The sequence below is a fragment of the Streptomyces sp. NPDC047028 genome (assembly GCF_040644095.1).
In the GTDB taxonomy this organism is placed as follows: domain Bacteria; phylum Actinomycetota; class Actinomycetes; order Streptomycetales; family Streptomycetaceae; genus Streptomyces.
Genome location: NZ_JBEYVS010000020.1, coordinates 30,930 through 50,622 on the forward strand (window position 1 = coordinate 30,930; position 19,693 = coordinate 50,622).

The 19,693-nt window shown below is 69.4% G+C and carries 18 protein-coding genes and 1 riboswitch; of the genes, 9 read left to right on the top strand and 9 right to left on the bottom strand.

The genetic code is table 11. The features are described from left to right. Positions 1 to 119 precede the first annotated feature (119 nt). Positions 120 to 1,559: a gamma-aminobutyraldehyde dehydrogenase gene (locus tag ABZ854_RS19145; RefSeq protein WP_361211982.1), complete on the bottom strand. Its 1,440-nt coding sequence runs from the start codon at positions 1,557 to 1,559 to the stop codon at positions 120 to 122. Between the two features lie 174 nt (positions 1,560 to 1,733). Here ABZ854_RS19145 and ABZ854_RS19150 point away from each other — a divergent pair, with 174 nt between their 5' ends. The 7 genes from ABZ854_RS19150 (at position 1,734) to ABZ854_RS19180 (ending at position 8,659) form a co-directional block, all read left to right on the top strand. Further along, positions 1,734 to 2,255, top strand: a complete 522-nt coding sequence (locus ABZ854_RS19150; protein WP_129306286.1) for an Lrp/AsnC family transcriptional regulator — start codon at positions 1,734 to 1,736, stop codon at positions 2,253 to 2,255. Beyond that, positions 2,240 to 3,622 (top strand): aspartate aminotransferase family protein, encoded by a 1,383-nt coding sequence (locus tag ABZ854_RS19155; protein ID WP_361211986.1) that lies wholly within the window; start codon positions 2,240 to 2,242, stop codon positions 3,620 to 3,622. The genes ABZ854_RS19150 and ABZ854_RS19155 overlap by 16 nt, the downstream gene beginning before the upstream one ends. 220 nt (positions 3,623 to 3,842) lie before the next feature. After that, positions 3,843 to 4,583: an ATP-binding cassette domain-containing protein gene (locus ABZ854_RS19160; RefSeq protein ID WP_361211989.1), complete on the top strand. Its 741-nt coding sequence runs from the start codon at positions 3,843 to 3,845 to the stop codon at positions 4,581 to 4,583. Beyond that, positions 4,565 to 6,067 (top strand): hypothetical protein, encoded by a 1,503-nt coding sequence (locus tag ABZ854_RS19165; protein WP_361211992.1) that lies wholly within the window; start codon positions 4,565 to 4,567, stop codon positions 6,065 to 6,067. Before ABZ854_RS19160 ends, ABZ854_RS19165 begins: the two co-directional genes overlap by 19 nt. Before the next feature lie 105 nt (positions 6,068 to 6,172). Then, positions 6,173 to 6,580 carry a VOC family protein gene (locus ABZ854_RS19170; RefSeq protein WP_361211995.1) on the top strand — a complete coding sequence of 136 codons (408 nt, stop codon included), beginning with the start codon at positions 6,173 to 6,175 and terminating at the stop codon, positions 6,578 to 6,580. A 75-nt stretch (positions 6,581 to 6,655) separates the two neighbouring features. Then, on the top strand, positions 6,656 to 7,804 hold the full coding sequence (locus ABZ854_RS19175) for an LOG family protein (protein WP_361211998.1): 1,149 nt from the start codon (positions 6,656 to 6,658) through the stop codon (positions 7,802 to 7,804). A 159-nt stretch (positions 7,805 to 7,963) separates the two neighbouring features. Further along, on the top strand, positions 7,964 to 8,659 hold the full coding sequence (locus ABZ854_RS19180; protein ID WP_361211999.1) for an LAETG motif-containing sortase-dependent surface protein: 696 nt from the start codon (positions 7,964 to 7,966) through the stop codon (positions 8,657 to 8,659). Between the two features lie 130 nt (positions 8,660 to 8,789). Here the strand turns inward: ABZ854_RS19180 and ABZ854_RS19185 are convergent, their stop codons facing one another. The 5 genes from ABZ854_RS19185 to rlmN form a co-directional block, all read right to left on the bottom strand. Continuing rightward, a complete protein-coding gene (locus ABZ854_RS19185; protein WP_361212002.1) occupies positions 8,790 to 9,587 on the bottom strand; it encodes a maleylpyruvate isomerase N-terminal domain-containing protein in 798 nt (265 codons plus the stop codon). 24 nt (positions 9,588 to 9,611) lie between these two features. After that, on the bottom strand, positions 9,612 to 10,631 hold the full coding sequence (locus ABZ854_RS19190) for an ABC transporter ATP-binding protein (RefSeq protein ID WP_361212005.1): 1,020 nt from the start codon (positions 10,629 to 10,631) through the stop codon (positions 9,612 to 9,614). A gap of 32 nt (positions 10,632 to 10,663) precedes the next feature. Then, a complete protein-coding gene (locus tag ABZ854_RS19195; RefSeq protein ID WP_361212008.1) occupies positions 10,664 to 12,265 on the bottom strand; it encodes an iron ABC transporter permease in 1,602 nt (533 codons plus the stop codon). 56 nt (positions 12,266 to 12,321) lie between these two features. Continuing rightward, positions 12,322 to 13,404 carry a thiamine ABC transporter substrate-binding protein gene (locus ABZ854_RS19200; protein ID WP_361212011.1) on the bottom strand — a complete coding sequence of 361 codons (1,083 nt, stop codon included), beginning with the start codon at positions 13,402 to 13,404 and terminating at the stop codon, positions 12,322 to 12,324. 79 nt (positions 13,405 to 13,483) lie between these two features. Then, a riboswitch (TPP riboswitch) is annotated at positions 13,484 to 13,592 on the bottom strand. Positions 13,593 to 13,643: 51 nt separating this feature from the next. Then, a complete protein-coding gene (gene rlmN, locus ABZ854_RS19205) occupies positions 13,644 to 14,750 on the bottom strand; it encodes a 23S rRNA (adenine(2503)-C(2))-methyltransferase RlmN (protein WP_361212014.1) in 1,107 nt (368 codons plus the stop codon). A 284-nt stretch (positions 14,751 to 15,034) separates the two neighbouring features. Here rlmN and ABZ854_RS19210 point away from each other — a divergent pair, with 284 nt between their 5' ends. Further along, positions 15,035 to 15,616 (top strand): DUF4365 domain-containing protein, encoded by a 582-nt coding sequence (locus tag ABZ854_RS19210; RefSeq protein WP_361212017.1) that lies wholly within the window; start codon positions 15,035 to 15,037, stop codon positions 15,614 to 15,616. A 154-nt stretch (positions 15,617 to 15,770) separates the two neighbouring features. Further along, positions 15,771 to 16,856, top strand: a complete 1,086-nt coding sequence (locus ABZ854_RS19215) for a hypothetical protein (protein WP_361212020.1) — start codon at positions 15,771 to 15,773, stop codon at positions 16,854 to 16,856. Between the two features lie 460 nt (positions 16,857 to 17,316). Here ABZ854_RS19215 and ABZ854_RS19220 read toward each other — a convergent pair whose 3' ends face one another. The 3 genes from ABZ854_RS19220 to ABZ854_RS19230 all read right to left on the bottom strand — a co-directional run bounded on the left by ABZ854_RS19220 (position 17,317) and on the right by ABZ854_RS19230 (position 19,645). Then, entirely contained in the window at positions 17,317 to 17,805 is a 489-nt protein-coding gene (locus ABZ854_RS19220) for an NUDIX hydrolase (RefSeq protein ID WP_361212023.1), read from the bottom strand. 19 nt (positions 17,806 to 17,824) lie between these two features. Beyond that, on the bottom strand, positions 17,825 to 19,039 hold the full coding sequence (locus tag ABZ854_RS19225; protein WP_361212026.1) for a helix-turn-helix domain-containing protein: 1,215 nt from the start codon (positions 19,037 to 19,039) through the stop codon (positions 17,825 to 17,827). A 234-nt stretch (positions 19,040 to 19,273) separates the two neighbouring features. Next, positions 19,274 to 19,645 (bottom strand): winged helix-turn-helix domain-containing protein, encoded by a 372-nt coding sequence (locus ABZ854_RS19230; RefSeq protein WP_361212028.1) that lies wholly within the window; start codon positions 19,643 to 19,645, stop codon positions 19,274 to 19,276. Positions 19,646 to 19,693: the final 48 nt, after the last annotated feature.

Sequence of the window (19,693 nt, forward strand, 5' to 3'; positions counted from 1 at the left end):
CCGCACATGTCACGCCGGCAGCGCCGAGTTACCCAGGGGCGCGGGGCTGTATCGATTTGCGGCTCCGCCGCGTGGGCGCGACAAGCCACAGCGCACCCGCACCCGAAACGCAGCCGAACTCAGCTGTCCAGCGAAGTCATCACGTGCTTGATCCGCGTGTAGTCCTCGAACCCGTACCCCGACAGATCCTTGCCGTACCCCGACTTCTTGAACCCACCGTGCGGCATCTCCGCGACCAGCGGAATGTGCGTGTTGATCCACACGCACCCGAAGTCCAGCTTCTTGGACATCCGCATCGCGCGCCCGTGGTCCTTGGTCCACACCGAGGAGGCCAGCGCGTAGTCCACGCCGTTGGCCCACTCGACGGCCTGGTCCTCGTCGGAGAAGGACTGGACCGTGATGACCGGCCCGAAGACCTCGCGCTGGACGATCTCGTCGTCCTGCTTCAGGCCGGAGACGACGGTCGGGGCGTAGAAGTAGCCCTTGTCGCCGACCTGCTGACCGCCCGCCTCGACCTTGGCGTGCGCGGGGAGGCGCTCGATGAAGCCGGCGACCTGCTTGAGCTGGTTGGGGTTGTTCAGCGGGCCGAAGAGCACGTCCTCGTCGTCCGGCTGGCCGGTCTTCGTCTCGGCGGCGGCCTTGGCGAGCGCGGCGACGAACTCGTCGTGGATGGACTCCTGGACGAGGACGCGGGTGGCGGCCGTGCAGTCCTGGCCGGCGTTGAAGAAGCCGGCGACGGAGATGTCCTCGACGGCCTTGGCGATGTCGGTGTCCTCGAAGACGACGACCGGCGCCTTGCCGCCCAGCTCCAGGTGAACCCGCTTGAGGTCCTTGGAGGCGGACTCGGCGACCGACATGCCGGCGCGGACGGAGCCGGTGATCGACGCCATCGCGGGCACGGAGTGCTCGACCATCAGGCGGCCGGTGTCGCGGTCGCCGCAGACGACGTTGAAGACGCCCTTGGGCAGGATCGAGCCGATGATGTCGGCGATCAGGACGGTGGAGGCCGGGGTGGTGTCCGACGGCTTGAGGACGACCGCGTTGCCGGCGGCGATCGCCGGGGCGAACTTCCACACGGCCATCATCATCGGGTAGTTCCACGGGGCGACCTGCGCGCAGACGCCGACCGGCTCGCGGCGGACGATGGAGGTCAGGCCGTCCATGTACTCGCCGGCACTGCGCCCCTCCAGCATCCGGGCCGCACCCGCGAAGAAGCGGATCTGGTCGACCATCGGCGGGATCTCCTCGGAGCGGGTCAGCCCGATCGGCTTGCCCGTGTTCTCCACCTCGGCCGCGATCAGCTCCTCGGCGCGCTCCTCGAAGGCGTCCGCGATCTTCAGCAGGGCCTTCTGCCGCTCGGCCGGGGTGGTGTCCCGCCAGCCGGGGAAGGCCGCGGCGGCGGCGGCCATGGCGGCGTCCACGTCCGCCTGCCCGGACAGCGGCGCGGTCGCGTACGCCTCGCCGGTCGCGGGGTTGACCACCTCGGTGGTCCGTCCGTCGGCGGCGTCCCGGAACTCACCGTCGATGTAGTTGCGCAGACGACGCAGCTCGGTAGTCACTGCCGGCCCTCCTGAAGGTGTGGTGCAGGGTGTCCATTCACTGAGACACCCACCCTAGTCGCCATACCGACGTTTTCAACACCCCCACCCGTATCAGTTCTGCGAAATCCGCAAGCTTGGCGCTGATTCACAACGAATTTCATCGCTACGGCCTTGCGAAACTGTCGAGACGTCGTGCACAGTGAGGTCGTGGCCAGTCGAAGCGCAGACCAGAGGGACTCGTCCCGCGAGTCCAGGAACGGCAGCAGTCCCCAGCTGGACGCCGTCTCCCTCGCCATCATCCAGCAGCTCCAGGAGGACGGCCGCCGGCCGTACGCCGCGATCGGGAAGGCCGTGGGCCTCTCCGAGGCGGCCGTGCGCCAGCGGGTGCAGAAGCTCCTGGACCAGGGCGTGATGCAGATCGTCGCCGTCACGGACCCGCTCACCGTGGGTTTCCGCCGGCAGGCGATGGTCGGGATCAACGTCGAGGGTGATGTCGAGTCGATCGCGGACGCGCTGACCGCCATGTCGGAAGTCGAGTACGTGGTGATGGCCGCGGGCTCGTTCGACATCCTCGCCGAGATCGTCTGCGAGGACGACGACCACCTGCTGGACGTCATCAACAAACGCATCCGGGCGCTGCCCGGCGTGCGCTCCACCGAGAGCTTCGTCTACCTCAAGCTCAAGAAGCAGACCTACATGTGGGGAACCCGATAACCGTGAGCCAGAAGGACCTCAGCCGCACCGCGTACGACCACCTGTGGATGCACTTCACCCGCATGTCCTCGTACGAGAAGTCCCCCGTCCCGACGATCGTCCGGGGCGAGGGCACCTACATCTACGACGACCAGGGCAAGCGCTACCTCGACGGTCTCGCCGGCCTCTTCGTGGTCCAGGCCGGTCACGGCCGCACGGAGCTCGCCGAGACCGCCTTCAAGCAGGCCCAGGAGCTGGCCTTCTTCCCGGTCTGGTCCTACGCCCACCCCAAGGCCGTAGAGCTGGCCGAGCGCCTCGCGAACTACGCCCCGGGCGACCTGAACAAGGTCTTCTTCACCACCGGCGGCGGCGAGGCCGTCGAGACCGCCTGGAAGCTGGCCAAGCAGTACTTCAAGCTGACCGGCAAGCCCACCAAGTACAAGGTCATCTCCCGCGCGGTCGCCTATCACGGCACCCCGCAGGGCGCCCTGTCCATCACCGGCCTGCCGAGCCTGAAGGCCCCCTTCGAGCCGCTCGTGCCGGGCGCGCACAAGGTGCCCAACACCAACATCTACCGCGCCCCGATCCACGGTGACGACCCCGAGGCCTTCGGCCGCTGGGCCGCCGACCAGATCGAGCAGCAGATCCTCTTCGAGGGCCCGGAGACGGTCGCGGCCGTCTTCCTGGAGCCCGTGCAGAACGCCGGCGGCTGCTTCCCGCCGCCGCCCGGGTACTTCCAGCGGGTGCGCGAGATCTGCGACCAGTACGACGTGCTGCTCGTCTCCGACGAGGTCATCTGCGCCTTCGGCCGCCTCGGCACGATGTTCGCCTGCGACAAGTTCGGCTACGTCCCGGACATGATCACCTGCGCCAAGGGCATGACCTCGGGCTACTCCCCGATCGGCGCCTGCATCGTCTCCGACCGCCTGGCCGAGCCGTTCTACAAGGGCGACAACACGTTCCTGCACGGCTACACGTTCGGCGGCCACCCGGTCTCCGCGGCCGTCGGCGTGGCCAACCTCGACCTGTTCGAGCGCGAGGGCCTCAACCAGCACGTGCTGGACAACGAGGGCGCCTTCCTGTCGACGCTGCAGAAGCTGCACGACCTGCCGATCGTCGGCGACGTCCGCGGCAACGGCTTCTTCTACGGCATCGAGCTGGTGAAGGACAAGACGACCAAGGAGTCCTTCAACGACGAGGAGACCGAGCGCGTCCTGTACGGCTTCCTCTCCAAGGCGCTCTACGACAACGGCCTGTACTGCCGCGCCGACGACCGCGGCGACCCGGTCATCCAGCTCGCCCCGCCGCTGATCTCCAACCAGGAGACCTTCGACGAGATCGAGCAGATCCTGCGCGCCACGCTGACCGAGGCATGGACCAAGCTCTGAGTCCGCGCTCGGGCACACCTCTGGGCTCATTCATCTGATCAGCTGATCAACACCGGCCCCGGTGTCCACCGTTCGAGTGAGAACGGCGGCCCGGGGCCGTGTGCTGTCCGGCCTCCTGGTCACGGCTCCTTAGCGTTCCAGTGACCGATCGGCCCAGCCTTCGTTCCGCCCAATGGGGGATCGGATACGGAAAAACGGATCAGAACCGAGGTGTACGCCCATGGAGGCTCCGCCGGACAACGACGTGCTGTGGGCACGCTCCCTGCACTTCAGGCACCCCGACGGCTCCCCCGGCCTGACCGGGGTGTCGCTCGGTGTCCGCGACGGTGAGATCCTCGCCGTCGCCGGACCGCGCGGCAGCGGCAAGACGACGCTGCTGCGCTGCCTGTCCGGGCTGGTGCCGGTACGCGGCGGCGAGGTCTGGTTCAACAGCGTGCCCCTGCACACCATGGGGCCGGTCCGCCGGGAACGGCTGCGCCGGGAGCGGTTCGGCTGGATCGACCCGGCGCCGTTCCTCGTCCCCGAGCTGAACGTCTGGGAGAACACCGCCCTGCCCCTGATGCTGCGCGGCACGAACCGCCGCCGGGCCAAGGTGACCGCGCTGGAGTGGCTGGAGCGCCTGGACGTCGGTGCCACCTCCCGCAGGCGCCCGCACGAGCTCCAGCACGCCGAACGCCAGCGCGTCTCCATCGCCCGCGCGCTCGCCCCGGCCCCCACGGTCCTGTTCGCCGACGAGCCGACGGCGCCGCTGCACCGCTCCGACCGCGCGCACGTCCTGCGGACGCTCACCACGGCCGCCCGCTCGCACGGCATCACGGTGGTCCTCGCCACGCACGACGCCGAGACCGCCGCGCTCGCCGACCGTACGGTGGGGCTGCTCGACGGGCGACGCGTGCGGACCGTGCACCTGCCCGACCCGTCCGAGGCGGAGGGCCGGGCCACGTGCTCGCTCTCCGTCTGACCCGCGCGGGCCGGCCCGCCGTCCAGATCCGCCGCCTGCTGGTCTCACTGGCCTCGGCCGGCACCGGCTTCCTGCTGCTGGCCTCGCTCGGCTACGCGATGAGCCATCCCCAGACGCCGGGGGCCGCCTCGCTGCGGCTCGTCTGGTGCGTGCTGCCGCTGGCCGCGACCGTGTACTTCGCGCTCGCGGTAGCCCGCACCGACCCCGCGACCACGCCCCGCCCCGGCCTCTCGGCGGTCGGCCTCGGCCCGGCCCGCCTGATGGCGATCTCGGCCCTGACGACGGCCCTGTCCTGCACCCTGGGCTCGCTCGTCGCGCTCCTCTTCTTCCTGCACCTGCGCGGCGACCTCACCGGCATGCCCTTCGACGGCTCCGCCGCCCAGTTCCTGGCCGCCGGGACCCCCCTCCCGGTCCCGGCCGCGCTCACCCTCCTCGCCACGATCCCGGTCACCGCCTCGGCCACGGTGGCCCTCGCCCTCCGCCCCCGCGACCCCCGCCCCCACCCCGGCCCACGCCGCCCCTACGGCCGCTTCGGCGCCTACGGCCGCGCCGCCGCCCCGGAAACCTTCGGAACCTACGCCCGCTTCGGCACCCGATTCCCACGCAAGCCGGCCGGTCCGACGCCCTCGAACCCCGAGGACGCACGCGCCGAGGACGCGCGGGCCGAAGGCGGCGCCGAGCCACGTCGTGAAGCCGGGGGCAGTCGTGCCGCTGGGGCGATGGGGGTCCCCCCGCGCGAGGGAAGCCGAGCGTGGGGGAGCGTGGGCGCGGACGGCAACGATGTGACGCCGGGCGGCGTCACCGGGACAGAGACCGACCCCTCGACGCCGGGTGGCGTCACCGTGGCAGAGGCCGACCTCCCAGCACCCGGGGGCGTCACTCCGGCCAACCCCCCGGCAGGGCTCCCGTGGGGCGTCGCCACCCTCGCCGCCGGCCTCACCGTGCAGGCGTACGCCGGCCACCCTGCCCACCTCCCCGCCCTCACCACCCTCCCCACCGAAGCCGTAGCCGTACTCATCGGCTGGCTGCTCACCGCCCTGGGCCTCGTCCTCGCCGCCCCCGGCCTCACCCACCTCTGCGGCCGTCTGCTCCAGGCCGTCCGCCCCGGCGCCCTCCGCCTGCTGGCCGGCCGCGTCCTGATGGCGGAAGCCACCCGCGTCGGCCGCCCCCTCGGCGTCCTGTGCTCCGTCGGCGCCGCGTCGTACGCGATGACCGCCCTGTACGACGGCCCCGCCCCCTCCTTCGGCCCGCTGAGCACCCTCGGCGCCCTGGTGGTCATCGGCTGCACGGTCGCGACCCTGCTCACCGCCGCCGTGGAGGCCCGTCGGCTCCGCGCCGACACCACCGCCGCCCTGCTCCGCCTCGGCGCCCCGGCGACGATGCTGCGCGGCGCCGCCGCCCTCCGTGCCGCCGTCCTGCTGACCGTCTTCGGCCCGCTCACGCTCGCGATCGCCGACCTGGCAGCACTCCCGCTGTCCCGCTGAGGCCCGTACCCCCACCGTCCAGGAAAGAGCCCCCCGCCGCCGATGAGTTTCCCGGCGGCCCGGTGTCTACCCCTGCGAGAGCGAGCACCACCCGAGGGAGAGACCATGTACCAGCAGATGATCTTCGTGAACCTGCCCGTGAACGACCTCGACGCGTCCAAGAAGTTCTTCACGGAGCTGGGCTACTCGATCAACCCGCAGTTCAGCGACGAGAAGGCGGCCTCGGTCGTCATCAGCGACACCATCATGGCCATGCTGCTCACCAAGCCGTTCTACGCCACCTTCACCGACAAGGAGATCGCCGACGCGACGAAGACCAGCGAGGTGCTCGTCTGCCTGAGCGCCGAGAGCCGCGACCAGGTCGACCAGTTGGTGGACCGGGCGATCGCGGCGGGCGGTTCGCCCACCGGCCACACCCAGGACCACGGCTTCATGTACGGCCGCGCCTTCGACGACCTCGACGGCCACACCTGGGAGGTCGTCTGGATGGACCCGGCGGCGATCCAGGGCTAGGCCCTGTCGCCACATTCCCTCCCGCCGACAGGACCTGAGCCCTCCCCGGCCGAACGCCTGTGCCAGCATGGGCGGGTGCATCCGACACCCGCCCAGCCACAGACGGACTCGCCGTCGCAGCCGCACCGCGCCGCCCACGACCGCGAGATCGAGTCACTCGCCGAGTTCGACGAGGTCGTCTCCGCGCACGGCTCCCTCGCCCGGTACCGCCTCCAGGCGGTCGACCTGACGGACCGCACGGCCGCCCTGCTGAGGCTCGACGCCACCGGCGCCGTCTTCCTCGGCTGTCCGATGGCCCCGGAGGCGGCCGCGCACATCAGATCGGCCGGCGCCCTGGTCTTCCCGCCGGTCCCGGGACTGCCGTTCGACCCGTACCGGGCACTGCCCTACACCCCCGACGAGCTGTTCGCCTCGCTCGACGGCGGCTACGAGGCGACCCCGGACGCCCGGGCCTACGCCTGGTTCCAGCAGACCGAGGCCGACGGTGACGTCTTCGCCTCGATGCTGCGTGCCATCCACGACGACGCCGTCTCCGACGCCCTCGACGAACTCCTCGTCGGCGCCCGGGTGGTGGGCGTCATGGGCGGCCACGCCATGGCGCGCGGCACGGCCGCGTACGCCGGAGCCGCCCGGCTCGGCCGCGAGCTGGCCCGGGCCGGCTTCACGGTCGCCACCGGCGGCGGCCCCGGCGCGATGGAGGCCGCGAACCTCGGCGCCTACGCAGCCCCCTTCGACGACGGCATGCTCGACGACGCCCTCCTGCTCCTCGCCAAAACCCCCTCGTTCCGGCCGTCGGTGTCCGACTGGGCCCGGGCCGCCTTCGAGGTGCGCGAACGCTGGCCGGACGGAGGGGCGTCGGTCGGCATCCCGACGTGGTTCTACGGCCACGAGCCGCCGAACGCCTTCGCCACGCACATCGCCAAGTACTTCGCCAACGCCACCCGCGAGGACGGCCTGCTGGCCCGCTCGAACGCCGGCGTGGTGTTCCTGCCGGGCGCCGCCGGGACCGTACAGGAGATCTTCGACAACGCGACGCCGAACTACTACGAGTCGCGGGGCGAGCCGACGCCGATGGTGCTCGTGAACGAGGAGCACTGGACACGGGAGTTGCCGACCTGGCCGCTGCTGACGGCGCTGGCGCGGGAGCGGGCGATGGAGTCCCGTATCGCCCTGGTTGACCGGATCGAGCAGGCTCCGGAGGCGTTGAAACGTCTGCGCGGTTAAACAGCGGGCAAAGCCAACGGCGGTCGGCGGCATATGCATTGACAGGTCTGATGGACCGCTTATAGACCTGTGAGCCACTTGGGGGCGCCGGGGCTCACCTCATCCGTCGTCCCAACTCCCCCATGACCCCCCTCACTTGTGCACATGTAAAGGACAAACGTGTCCATGACTCGCCGTAGCGCACACCGTTCCGTGCGCATCCTGGGTGTCGCCTCCGCTTCGGCCGCGCTGGCGCTGGGCGCCGCCGGTCACGCATTCGGGTGCGACATCAGTGAGTTCTCCGCCGAGGCCAAGTGCGATGGCGCCAAGGGCGTCATCCTCGTCACCGACAAGGACCGGTCCGCCACCCCGGCCACCATCACCCTGTTCCGGACGAACAAGGGCGGCGTGGAGAAGCAGATCGACGAGAAGACCAAGGTGAAGGGCACCGCCAAGGGCACCGTCGTCACCTTCGCGGAGAACTGGCAGCCGACCGCGACGTACCGCATCCACGTCCAGGCGGGTTCCGTCAACCAGGACATCAATCCGGCGCTGACCCTGCCGTCGAACGCCTGTGCCCCCGAGAGCCCGTCCCCCAGCCCCAGCACGTCCGCCGGCACCGGCCCGAGCCCGAAGCCGTCCAAGTCCACCCCCGCCGAGTCCGACACCCCGACCCCGTCCACGTCGGAGAGCAGCGCCCCGGCGGTCCCGTCGGACAACGCGCCCTCCCCGGCGGCCGGTGACTCCAACCTGGCCGAGACCGGAGCGAACTCCAACACCGGTCTGATCGCCGGGATCGCGGGCGCCCTGGTCGTCCTCGGCGGTATCGCGGTCTTCTTCGGCCTGCGCCGCCGCAGCGCCGGCAACGGCCGCTGACGACAACCGGTTTCGTACCTCGCTACGGCCGTGGCCCGTCCCCGTGTCCCCGGGTGACGGGCCACGGCCGTAGCCGTACGCGCGGGCCCGGCGTACGGCCGTAGCCGTACGCGCGGGCCCGGCGCCCGCCTCAGCCGAAGGTGGCCCGGGACAGCCAGAACTCCAGGGCCGCGCGCTCGCCGACCACCTCCAGGCCGGGTGCGTCCAGCGGCAGCCGCCGGTAGAAGGCCAGCAGCACCGAGGTGAGCGGGCCGCGCAGGGCGACCGTCGCCTTCTCGTGGCCGCGCCGCCACTGAACCCCGTCGGGGCCGTACTCCAGCAACCACTCGGCGTTCAGGGACGAGTCGGCGTCGGTCGCGTGGAGGTGGATGGAGCGGGCGGGGCCGTCCAGCCGGAAGGCGTCCTCGTGGCCCCGGTACCGCTGGAGCCAGACGGCCAGTTCGAGCCACTCGTCGAGCGCGTCGGCGGCCACCTCGGGCGCGACGTCGTACGGCGCCCGGGCGGTCAGCGTGGCGTCGGCGCGGTGCACGGTGATCTCACAGGTCATCCGGCGGGCCCAGAAGCCGCTGGTGGCCGGGCCGGTCCAGGACCACACCTTGGCGTCGGGGCCGGCCTCGCGCAGCGCGCCCACGACCAGCTCACCGCACTCGGCCAGCCACGCGTCCAGGGCTGCGGCGTCGCCGCGCTCCTCGGGGCCCCGGCCCAGCGGGACCTCGTCCCAGGGGATGTTCTCCTGCGCGCGGGTCCGTACCAGCGCGGCCGACCAGCGCAGGGCCCCGCCCATGTGCCGTACGAGCTTCTCCAGCGACCAGTCGGGGCAGGTCGGCACGGTGGCGGACAGATCGGTGCCGGAGGTCACCAGGGCCCTCAACTGGTCTACCTGGTGGGCGATTTCGTCGCAGTACCGGTCATGAGCGAGCAAAGTCATGCGCCCACCCTAGGGGGGCGGTGATCAGCCGAGCACCACGATTTCGGCCACGTCGAACTCCGCGCCGGTCTCGGCGCCGACCTCGGGGGCGTCGCGGAGCGGGCAGGCCGCCTCCAGGCGGGGGCCGTCCTGGGGCTGGAGGTGGAGGGTCACGTGGGTGCCCTTGAAGGTGCGGGCGGTGACCGTGCAGGGCAGGCCCGCTTCGGCCGGCACGAGCCGTACCCCGGCGGGGCGGACCAGCAGGGAGCGGGCGCCCTGCGGGGAGCCCTCGGGGACGGGCAGCTTGCCCCACGGGGTGTCGGCGGCCGACTCGGTCACGGTCGCGGGGACCACGTTGTCGAAGCCGAGGAAGCGGGCGACGAACTCGTCCGCCGGCCGCTGCCAGACCTCCAGCGGCGTCCCCGACTGGGCGATCCTGCCGTCCCGCATCACCACCACCCGGTCGGCCAGGGCGAACGCCTCACCCTGGTCGTGGGTCACGGCGAGCACGGTGGTGCCCAACCGACGGAACAACTGCCGTAGTTCGACCACGAGGCGCTCCCTCAGGGAACGGTCGAGCTGGCCCAGCGGCTCGTCGAGCATCAGCAGCCGGGGCCGGGGCGCGAGGGCCCGGGCGAGGGCGACACGCTGCTGCTCGCCGCCGGACAGCCCGGCCACGGCCCGCCGTTCGGCACCGGGCAGCCCCACCAGGTCCAGCAACTCCCGTACGCCGTCGCCCTGCCGGCCCTTCGCCAGGCCGTGCATGCGCAGCCCGAACGCCACGTTCCCGGCCACGTCCCGCTGCGGGAACAACTGATGGTCCTGGAACATCAGTCCGACGCCGCGCCGGTGCGCGGGCACGCCCCGCTGGTCGCGGCCGTCGAGCAGCACCCGCCCGGAGTCCAGGGGCTGCAGCCCGGCCACCGCCCTCAGCAGCGTGGACTTGCCGCTGCCGCTGGGTCCGAGCACGCACACCACCTCGTGCTCGGCGACGTCGAGACCGACCGCGTCGAGCACGGGCCGCCCGCCGAAGCGCACGGTCGCGGCGTCGAGGCTCAGCAGCATCGAATGGTCCCCTTCAGTGGTGCCCCGCGGCATCAGAACTCCCCCGTCCGGTCGACGCGCAGCCGCTCCAGGATCAGCAGAGCCGCAGCGCACACCACCATGAGAATCGTGGACAGCGCCATCGCCTGCCCGTAGTTGAGGTCGCCGGGCCGGCTCAGCAGGCGGGCCACGGCGACCGGGAGCGTCGGGTTGCCGGGCCGCGCGATGAACACGGTCGCCCCGAACTCGCCGAGGGACACGGCGAACGCGAACCCGGCGGCGACCAGCAGCGCCCGCCGCACCATCGGCAGGTCGACCTCGCGCCACACCCGCCACGGCGAGGCGCCGAGCACGGCGGCGGCCTCCCGCAGCCGCCCGTCGACCGCGCGCAGCACGGGCAGCATGGTCCGTACGACGAAGGGGGCGCCGACCAGCGCCTGGGCGAGCGGCACCAGGATCCAGGACTGGCGCAGGTCCAGCGGCGGTTTGTCCAGGGCGATCAGGAAGCCGAAGCCGACGGTCACGGCGGACACCCCGAGCGGCAGCATGAGCAGCGCGTCGAATCCGCGCACCAGCCGCCCGGCGTCCCGGCGGGCCAGCGCGGCGGCGGCGAGAGCGCCGATCACCACGGCGATGGCGGTGGCGGCGACGGCGTACTGCAGGGAGGTCCACACGGCCTGGAGGGGCGCGACGAGGAAGGTGCCGCCGTCGGTGTTCGTCAGCTGCCGGTAGTAGCCGAGTCCGGGCGCGTCCAGGGAGCGCTGGACGAGGACGGCGAGCGGCAGCACGAGGAGCAGGGCGATGGTGGCGAGGACGCCGGTGAGCAGCGCCCACTGGCCGGTGCCGCGCGGCCGGCGGGCGGTCACCTTCGGGTCGACCAGGCGCAGCGCGGTCTCCCGCCGCCGTACGGTCCAGGCGTGCACGGCGAGGACGGCGCCGACGGCGGCGAACTGGACGAGGGTGAGGACGGCGGCCGTGGACAGGTCGAAGACCTCGGAGGTCTGCCGGTAGATCTCCACTTCGAGGGTGGCGAAGGTGGGGCCGCCGAGGATCTGCACGATGCCGAAGGAGGTGAAGGTGAACAGGAACACCATCAGCGCGGCGGCGGCCACGGCGGGCCCGAGGGCGGGCAGGGTGACCTTCCGCCAGGCGGCGAGGGGGGAGGCGCCGAGCATGCGGGCGGCCTCCTCCTGCCGGGGGTCGAGCTGGGCCCACAGTCCGCCGACGGTGCGGACGACGACGGCGTAGTTGAAGAAGACGTGCGCCAGCAGGATCGCCCACACGGTGGTGTCCAGCCGTACGCCCCACAGGTCGTCGAGCAGTCCGCCGCGGCCGACGAGGGCCAGGAAGGCGGTGCCGACGACGACGGTGGGCAGCACGAACGGGACGGTGACGACCGCCCGCAGCACCTGTTTGCCTGGGAAGTCGAGGCGGGCGAAGACGTAGGCGGCGGGCAGGGCGGCCAGCAGGGTGAGGGCGGTGGAGGCGAGCGCCTGCCAGGTGGTGAACCACAGCACGTGCCGGATGTCGGGCTGGGTGAGGACATCGGTGATCCGCCCGAACCGCCAGACGCCGTCGACCCTGAGGCCGCGCGCGACGATCGCGGCGACGGGCCAGGCGAAGAACAGCGCGAAGAACGCGACGGGCAGGGCCATCAGGCCCAGCCGCGCCGCGCTCCCGCGTGCACGCCGGGTGCGCCCCGTGCGGGGGGCTACTTCAGTACGAGCGACGTCCACGACTTGACCCACTGGTCGCGGTTGGCGGCGATCTTGGCGGGGGGCATGGTCTCGGGGTGCTTCGCGGCGGGGCCGTACTTGGTGAAGTCGGCCGGGACCCGGGCGCCCTTGACCACCGGGTAGACGAACATGTTCAGCGGCATGTCCTGCTGGAACTCCTTGGTGAGCAGGAAGTCGATGAACGCCTGGCCGCCCTTGGTGTTCCCGGCGTTGCTGAGCAGTCCGGCGAACTCGATCTGCCGGAAGCAGGTGCCGGTGGCGACGCCGGTGGGGGCGGTGCTGGGCCGCTTCTTGGCGTAGATCACCTCGGCGGGCGGGGAGGAGGCGTACGACACGACCAGCGGGCGGTCCCCGCCGGCCTTCTTGCCGCCGGAGGAGCCGGAGAACTCCTGGTCGTAGGCCTGCTCCCAGCCGTCGACGACCTTGACGCCGTTGGCCTCGAGCTTCTTCCAGTAGTCCTGCCAGCCCTGGTCGCCGAACTGGGCGGCACTGCCGAGCAGGAAGCCGAGGCCGGGCGAGGAGGTGGCGGCGTTCTCGGTGACGAGGAGGTTCTTGTACGCGGGCTTGGCCAGGTCGGCGAAGGTCTGCGGCGGGGCCAGCTTGTGCTTGCTGAAGTAGGCCTTGTCGTAGTTGACGCAGATGTCGCCGTAGTCGATCGGGGTGACCCGGTGCTTGTCGGCGTCGAGCTGGTAGGCGGCGCCGACGGTGTCGAGGCCCTTGGCGGTGTACGGCTGGAACAGGCCGTTGTCGAGGGCGCGGGAGAGCAGGGTGTTGTCGACGCCGAAGAAGACGTCGCCCTGCGGGTTGTCCTTGGTCAGGATCGCCTTGTTGACGGCCTGGCCGGCGTCGCCGTCCTTCAGGACGCGGACCTTGTACCCGGACTGCTTCTCGAAGTCCCTCAGCACGTTCTTGGAGACGGCCCACGAGTCGTGGCTGACGAGGGTGACGGTCTTGGAGTCGGCGGCCGACGCCTTGTCGTCGGAGCCGCAGCCGGTCAGCGCGGACAGGCTGATCAGGCCGAGGCCGGCCGCCGCGGCCACGAGGGTCTTGTGGTGCACTGGATGTCCTCCTGGGGTTGGCCAGGAAGAGACGCGGCCCCGCCCGGGCTCCGTGAGGGACCCGGGCGGGGCGCAACAGCTTGAGTGATGACCGAACTTCCTACCCAGAATGACCTGGGCAAGGTTCAGAGGGTCTGCGGCCCTGTCCGCCGCACTCTCAGCGCTGTGGCGCTCCCCTGTCGGAATATGCAGATGTATGAGACGGCCACACGGTGCGTGGCCGGATTGCCGTGGCCAGATTATCGCTCGGTCGCCGCGAGCTGGCCACAGGCCCCGTCGATCTCCTGTCCCCGGGTGTCCCGGACAGTGACGGGTACACCATGGGCGGCGATCGCCTCGACGAACGCCTTCTCGTCCTCCGGCCGGGACGCGGTCCACTTGGAGCCCGGCGTCGGGTTCAGCGGGATCAGGTTGACGTGCACGGGCTTGCCCCTCAGCAGCCGGCCGAGCCGGTCACCCCGCCAGGCCTGGTCGTTGATGTCCCGGATGAGGGCGTACTCGATGGACAGCCGGCGCCCGGACTTCTCGACGTACTCGAACCCGGCGTCCAGCACCTCCCGGACCTTCCACCGCGTGTTCACCGGGACGAGGGTGTCGCGCAGCTCGTCGTCGGGGGCGTGCAGGGAGATCGCGAGCCGGCACTTCAGGCCCTCGTCGGCGAACCGGTGGATAGCCGGGACCAGGCCGACGGTCGACACGGTGATCCCGCGCTGCGACAGGCCGAGCCCGTCCGGCGCGGGGTCGGTGAGCGCCCGGATCGCGCCGACGACCCGCTTGTAGTTGGCGAGGGGCTCGCCCATGCCCATGAAGACGATGTTGGACAGCCGCGCGGGACCGCCGGGCACGTCACCGTCCCTGAGCGCCCGCATGCCGTCCACGATCTGGTGCACGATCTCGGCGGTGGACAGGTTCCGGTCCAGGCCCGCCTGGCCGGTGGCGCAGAACGGGCAGTTCATCCCACAGCCCGCCTGCGAGCTGATGCACATCGTCACCCGGTCCGGGTAGCGCATCAGCACGGACTCGACGAGCGTGCCGTCGAACAGCCGCCACAGCGTCTTGCGCGTCGTCCCCTCGTCGGTGGACAGATGCCGTACGACGCTCATCAGCTCCGGGAACAGCGCCTCGCGCAGCCGCTCCCGGGACCCGGCCGGGATGTCCGTCCACTGCTCGGGGTCGTGCGCGTACCGCGCGAAGTAGTGCTGCGAGAGCTGCTTGGCACGAAACGGCTTCTCCCCGGCCTCCGCCACCGCGTCCTTGCGCTCGGCGGGCGAGAGATCGGCGAGATGCCGCGGCGGCTTCTTGGCTCCGCGCGGCGCGACAAAAGTAAGTTCTCCGGGCTTGGGCATGGTGCTACCAGTGTCGCAGATCCACTCGGGTGACCTGGGGCTGTCGCCTGCTACGACTGTCGGTGGTGGTCGTCAGCGGTCGCCATTGAGCGGCCTCGGACGGCCCAGGGACGGCCCAGCCGGGGGCTTTATGTGGCCCACCCGCGTGGCGGCGGTCACAAGTCACATGCCCGATGTCAGTGTCTGGCAGTACGGTTCGATGCATGACTCTCAGGCAAGCTGACGTACGAAGCCCTCCCATGATCTAGCCTGGTCCTTCCATGTAGGGGGAGGGGCGCTGCCTGGTGGTGAGGGCAATCGAACCTGCTGACGGCCGGAAGCCACGGGCCAGCCACATCGAAGCCGTCGACAGCCGTCACGTCACGCAGATGATGGAGCAGCTTCAGCAGGGCTACATCAAGTCGGTAGCAGCCACGGCCGGCCTCGCTGTTGAGATCGTTCCCGTCGATGTTTACGGCTACGACGTTCGGTTGATCAGACCTCCTCGGGATCACATGGACGAAGAGTCGGCCGTGCTCGCTCAACTCAAGTGCACCACCCAGATCGTTCCTGACCCGTCGCGTGAGTCCTTCAGCTACCAGTTCACTAAGCGCCAGTACTTCGATCACCTGGTCAAGCCCCGCAAGTACCCAAAAGCGATCCTGATCGTTATGACTACGCCGACGCGACAGGCGGACTGGACCAAAGTTACGCACGATGGTCTCTGGACTAGGCGATCTTGTTTTTGGGTATCACTTGAGGGCGTCTACGCCGACCCTTCGGTCAAGAAGCCTTCCGTCCGAGTTCCTACCAGAAATCGAGTAGACGCTAACGCTCTCGCAAACATTCTGGAAAAGATCGACAGGGGTGAACCGCTAAATGACTGACATGTCGAGCGTAACGCTCCCTGCACGGGTGGATCCAGAAAAATTGGGAGCCCTACTTGAAGACGCTGGGTGGAAGCGTGTCGGTGGTAGGCGAGGTATCTACTCACGATATCTCCCCCCGAAGGTAAGCGACGACTGGCCAGAATTCAGCCTCATGCTCCCACTCGATGAAGAGGCGCCAGAATTCCCAGAGACCATGCGTCTCGCCCTCCTTCAACTATCACAGGATCGTGATTTTTGGTTGCGGTCACTGTATCCGCGCCTCATTGTTGAAGCCTCTGACGAATTCAAGTTTCGGAAAGAATCGTCTGCACCTAGTGGATTCATCGAGTGGCGGAGCGGAGAGCGTCTTGTCGAGTCGGCCCGCAGGACACTGTTGGCTGGCGCCAAATCTTACATGGGTCCCGACCGTCACTTTGTGAATAGGCATGGCCGCTTCGCCCATCGATACCTTGATCAGATCTTGATGGGGCAAAGCGCACCCGGCAGCTACATTATTACGGCTTATGCTCCCCCTAACGCTGGCGTCCCACTGTCGACCTCGTCGGCAGCGCCGTCCATCGCGCTACCCGAACTTGGCCTTGCGAGTGTCCGCGACGTCAGTCACGCCGTCGTCCGTGCAGTGCAGGCTACAATCGAAGCTCTCGACCATTATCGTTCGAGTGGTTCGCTTTCCGGTTTCGAAGCAGGCGTGGTTCGTGGCATTTCATATGAGATGACAAATGCCCTTCTCGGGATTGCCGAGAACTCGGACGGAGCAGATATCAGTGTGGAGTGGGACCCTGCCATTCCCTCTTCTGATGAGCTAGATTCCAGGTTTGAGCTTCGAGGGTCGGACGTCGTGCCGCTCAATAAAGCGGCTGTGAAACTGGCCTCAGACGACTCGTCCCGTTTCACGACAATGATCGGGCGCGTACACCTACTCGCCAAAAAACAGGCTGGAAGCCCCGGCGTTTTCGGCATTGAAGCGCTCACGTCTGGACCGGCGAAAAAGGTCCGCGTTCGACTTTCAGATGAAGAGGAATATCACGAGGCAGTCAGAGCACACGAGGAAGACTTGGCGTTGCAAGTGAGCGGCCGACTGGAAAAGGAAGGAAATCTCAGTTGGCTGTACGACGCAACCGTGCTACGAACACTAGGTCCCATCTCTGACTATACGCGCCCTTCTCGAACTTCGGTTATGCGTGGACAGGTTTCCCTATTCGCAGATGAGGCGCAGGAGTCACCATCCGAGCATTGAGCGATGGGCAGGAACCCACCGCTTACCCAAGCTCCCATCCCGTCCGCCGTCGACCCACACACCGTGGAGCAGGCGTGGTTCATGGCGTCCAGGTGGAGCGCGCCACTGTACGAACGACCTGGACGCCATGGGCCGCGTCTGCTCGGCTTTGCCTGGGTCGACGGCGGACGGGATGGGAGCTCCTCACGCACGCGACCACGGGTCCGCAGTCGGCGACGGCGCCCCCTCCATCCCGGTGTCGGCCGATCCCCCGCCGGAGGCATCTTCTTGTGCCCGCGGATGACGTTCCGCCCTTGCCCGCATGCACGCAGCGCGCCGCCGGGCGCGGCCAGCCGGGGCGCAGACAGGAGGCAGGCCGCGCCGCAGAGGCGGCGCGCGCCCGCGCCGTGCGCGGGCCTTGATGAACGTAGAGAAACTTCCACCGCGCCAGGCTCAGGCCGTATCGGCCTCCTCCATGCCGCTATGCAGCAACGTCATTCGGCTGCTGCCCATACTCCAGGTAGATCGGGGCGGTCCCTGATGATCGGGCCTCGATCGCGGCAAGGATCCGTCGGGCCAGGCGTGGAATCGTCCGCTCAGCCACCTCGTCGGGGGGCAGGAACGCGAAGCTCTTCAGCTCCTCCGCCTGCAAGGTCACTCCGGCCAGAGTCTCCGGGCTGAGCTGGCCACCGTCGAAGAGGTACAGAACCTTGTCGCCCTCGGCGTCGCTCGGCGCCCAGTCGATGGCCAGCAAGCGAACCAGCGGAGGGGTGATGTCCAGCTCCTCCCGCACCTCACGGACCGCAGCCTGGAGTGGCGACTCCCCCACCTCGACGTAGCCCCCGGGGATATCCCAGTAGTCCTTGTAGGTGGGCTGCACCATGAGGACCCGCCCGCCGGCGTCAAAGAAAAGCGCACCCGCGGCCATGCGCGGATGCGCCATCTTCGCTTCGTGCTCGCTCGCTGCCATGTGGCCGAGCGTACCTACCTCAGACGACATGCAGCCGGTCGGCAAGCTCCGCCAGTGTCCGGCTCGGTCGGCCGCGCTGGTTCCGCACCCAGGTGATGACCAGCTCACGAGCGAGATAGTGGCTCCGGACCTGCTCCGGCGCCCACTGCTCCGCTTCGAGGATCATCGACAGGGCGTCGTCGGTCCGGTTGTGCGCGCTGAAGGCTCGGGCCACTTCAAGGTTGTGGCGTGTCCGCCGCTCGATCGGCAGTCCGCTGGTCTCGATCCCCGGGCCGAGATTCATGGCCACCTGCATGTCCCCTAGCTCCGCCGCCGTGGCGACCCGGTGAATGGCGACGTTCGTGGGTCCGAATGCGGTCCACATGTGGTTGGCGTCCCGCCCGAGTCGCTGTGCTGCCTGGTCCGCCTCGTCGAGGAAGGCGCGAGTGGTGGCACGGTCGTCGGCGCGAGCCGCGGCCATCGATCCGGCGAGGAAGAGCGTTCCATAGATCGATAGGAATTCCGCACTGGCGTCCCGGAGCGCTGGGCGGAGGTAGTCGGCTGCGTCGCTGACCAGCTGCACGGCGGCGTCGAACCGGCCGTTGGACAAGAGGCAGTGAGCCACGGATCGGAAGAGCGACCCGGTCACGGCCATGTTGTCGGACTGCTGGGCCGCAGCCAATCCGCGGTCGGCCGCGATCCAGGCAAGGTCGGTTTCACCGACCTTGGTCAACACCATGGCGGCCCCCTGATAGGTCATCGCCATCAGCTCGTGCGCGCGCTCGCGATCCCGGCCTCCGTGGGCTTGGGCTGTGATGAGTGCGTCGGCCAGTACGAGGGGAAGTCGTCGGGTTGCGAAACCGTAGCGGGAATCTTGGTAGGCGTCCCAGACTTCGGCCACGCTGTTCTTGAGCTCGTCGAGGGGGGTCGGCTCGCCCTCAGTGGTCACGCCGAGAAGCGGGGTGAGCTGCCGGTAGTTCATCAGCGCCGACCGAAGCGCCGGCACGGTCCGGCTCCCGCTGTCGGCCGTCCACTCCATCAGAGTCGGCTCGGCGAGCAGGTCGCCGAGACTCACGTCCAGCGCATCGGCCAGGGACTTGATGACCGACAGCCTGTCTAGCTCCAGCCGGTTGTTCTCAGCCTTGCTCAGCCAGTCGACCGTACGGCCCACCAGTCCGGCCAGGACTTCCTGTGAGATGCCGCGTCGGCGGCGGTACCAAGCGACTCGCTCACCGATCGTCAGGTTCGTCGTCATTCCTCGCATGGGAAGAGCGTCCCCCTGTCACTTCGCGCGACCCCGGAGAGATTTTCCGGGGTGGTGAGCCGGACCGGTTCTAGCGTTACTGACAACCCGACGAGCTGTCAGACCGAGAGTGCAACGAGGGGGCCGCGATGGCACTGACCCCGGCAGAGCGGTTAGAGCTGATCAACCAGATAAGGGGGCTTGGTGACGAGGTAGCCGACCTGACTCACCGTGCGGACGCGCTGGTCACTGCTCTGCGGACCGCTGCCGCACCAAGTCCTCAAGCTGGTCCATCCGTTCGGCCAGGCGACGCACGTCCCGACGTACCTCCGACAGGTACTCGGTGATCTGCTCGAACTCCGGGCTCCTCTTCGTTGAGGCACCCTCGCCGGGCAGTGCAGCAAAACTGCCCTTGCCTTGGTGAGAGATCGCGTAGCCGTCCTCGCGGAGTCGGGAGATCGCCTGCCGGGCCACGGTGCGCGACACCCCGTGCTCGGTCATCAGCTGCGCCTCTGAGGGCAGCTTGTCCCCCGGCGCGAGTTCCCCGTCTCGGATCTTGCGCTTGAACTCGTCGGCAATCTGCAAGTACGCGGCCCGTCCGGCGGTGAAGTCGGCCATCGCCCCTCCGTGGTTGTCGTACCAAGTGCATCACATCGTCAGACACCC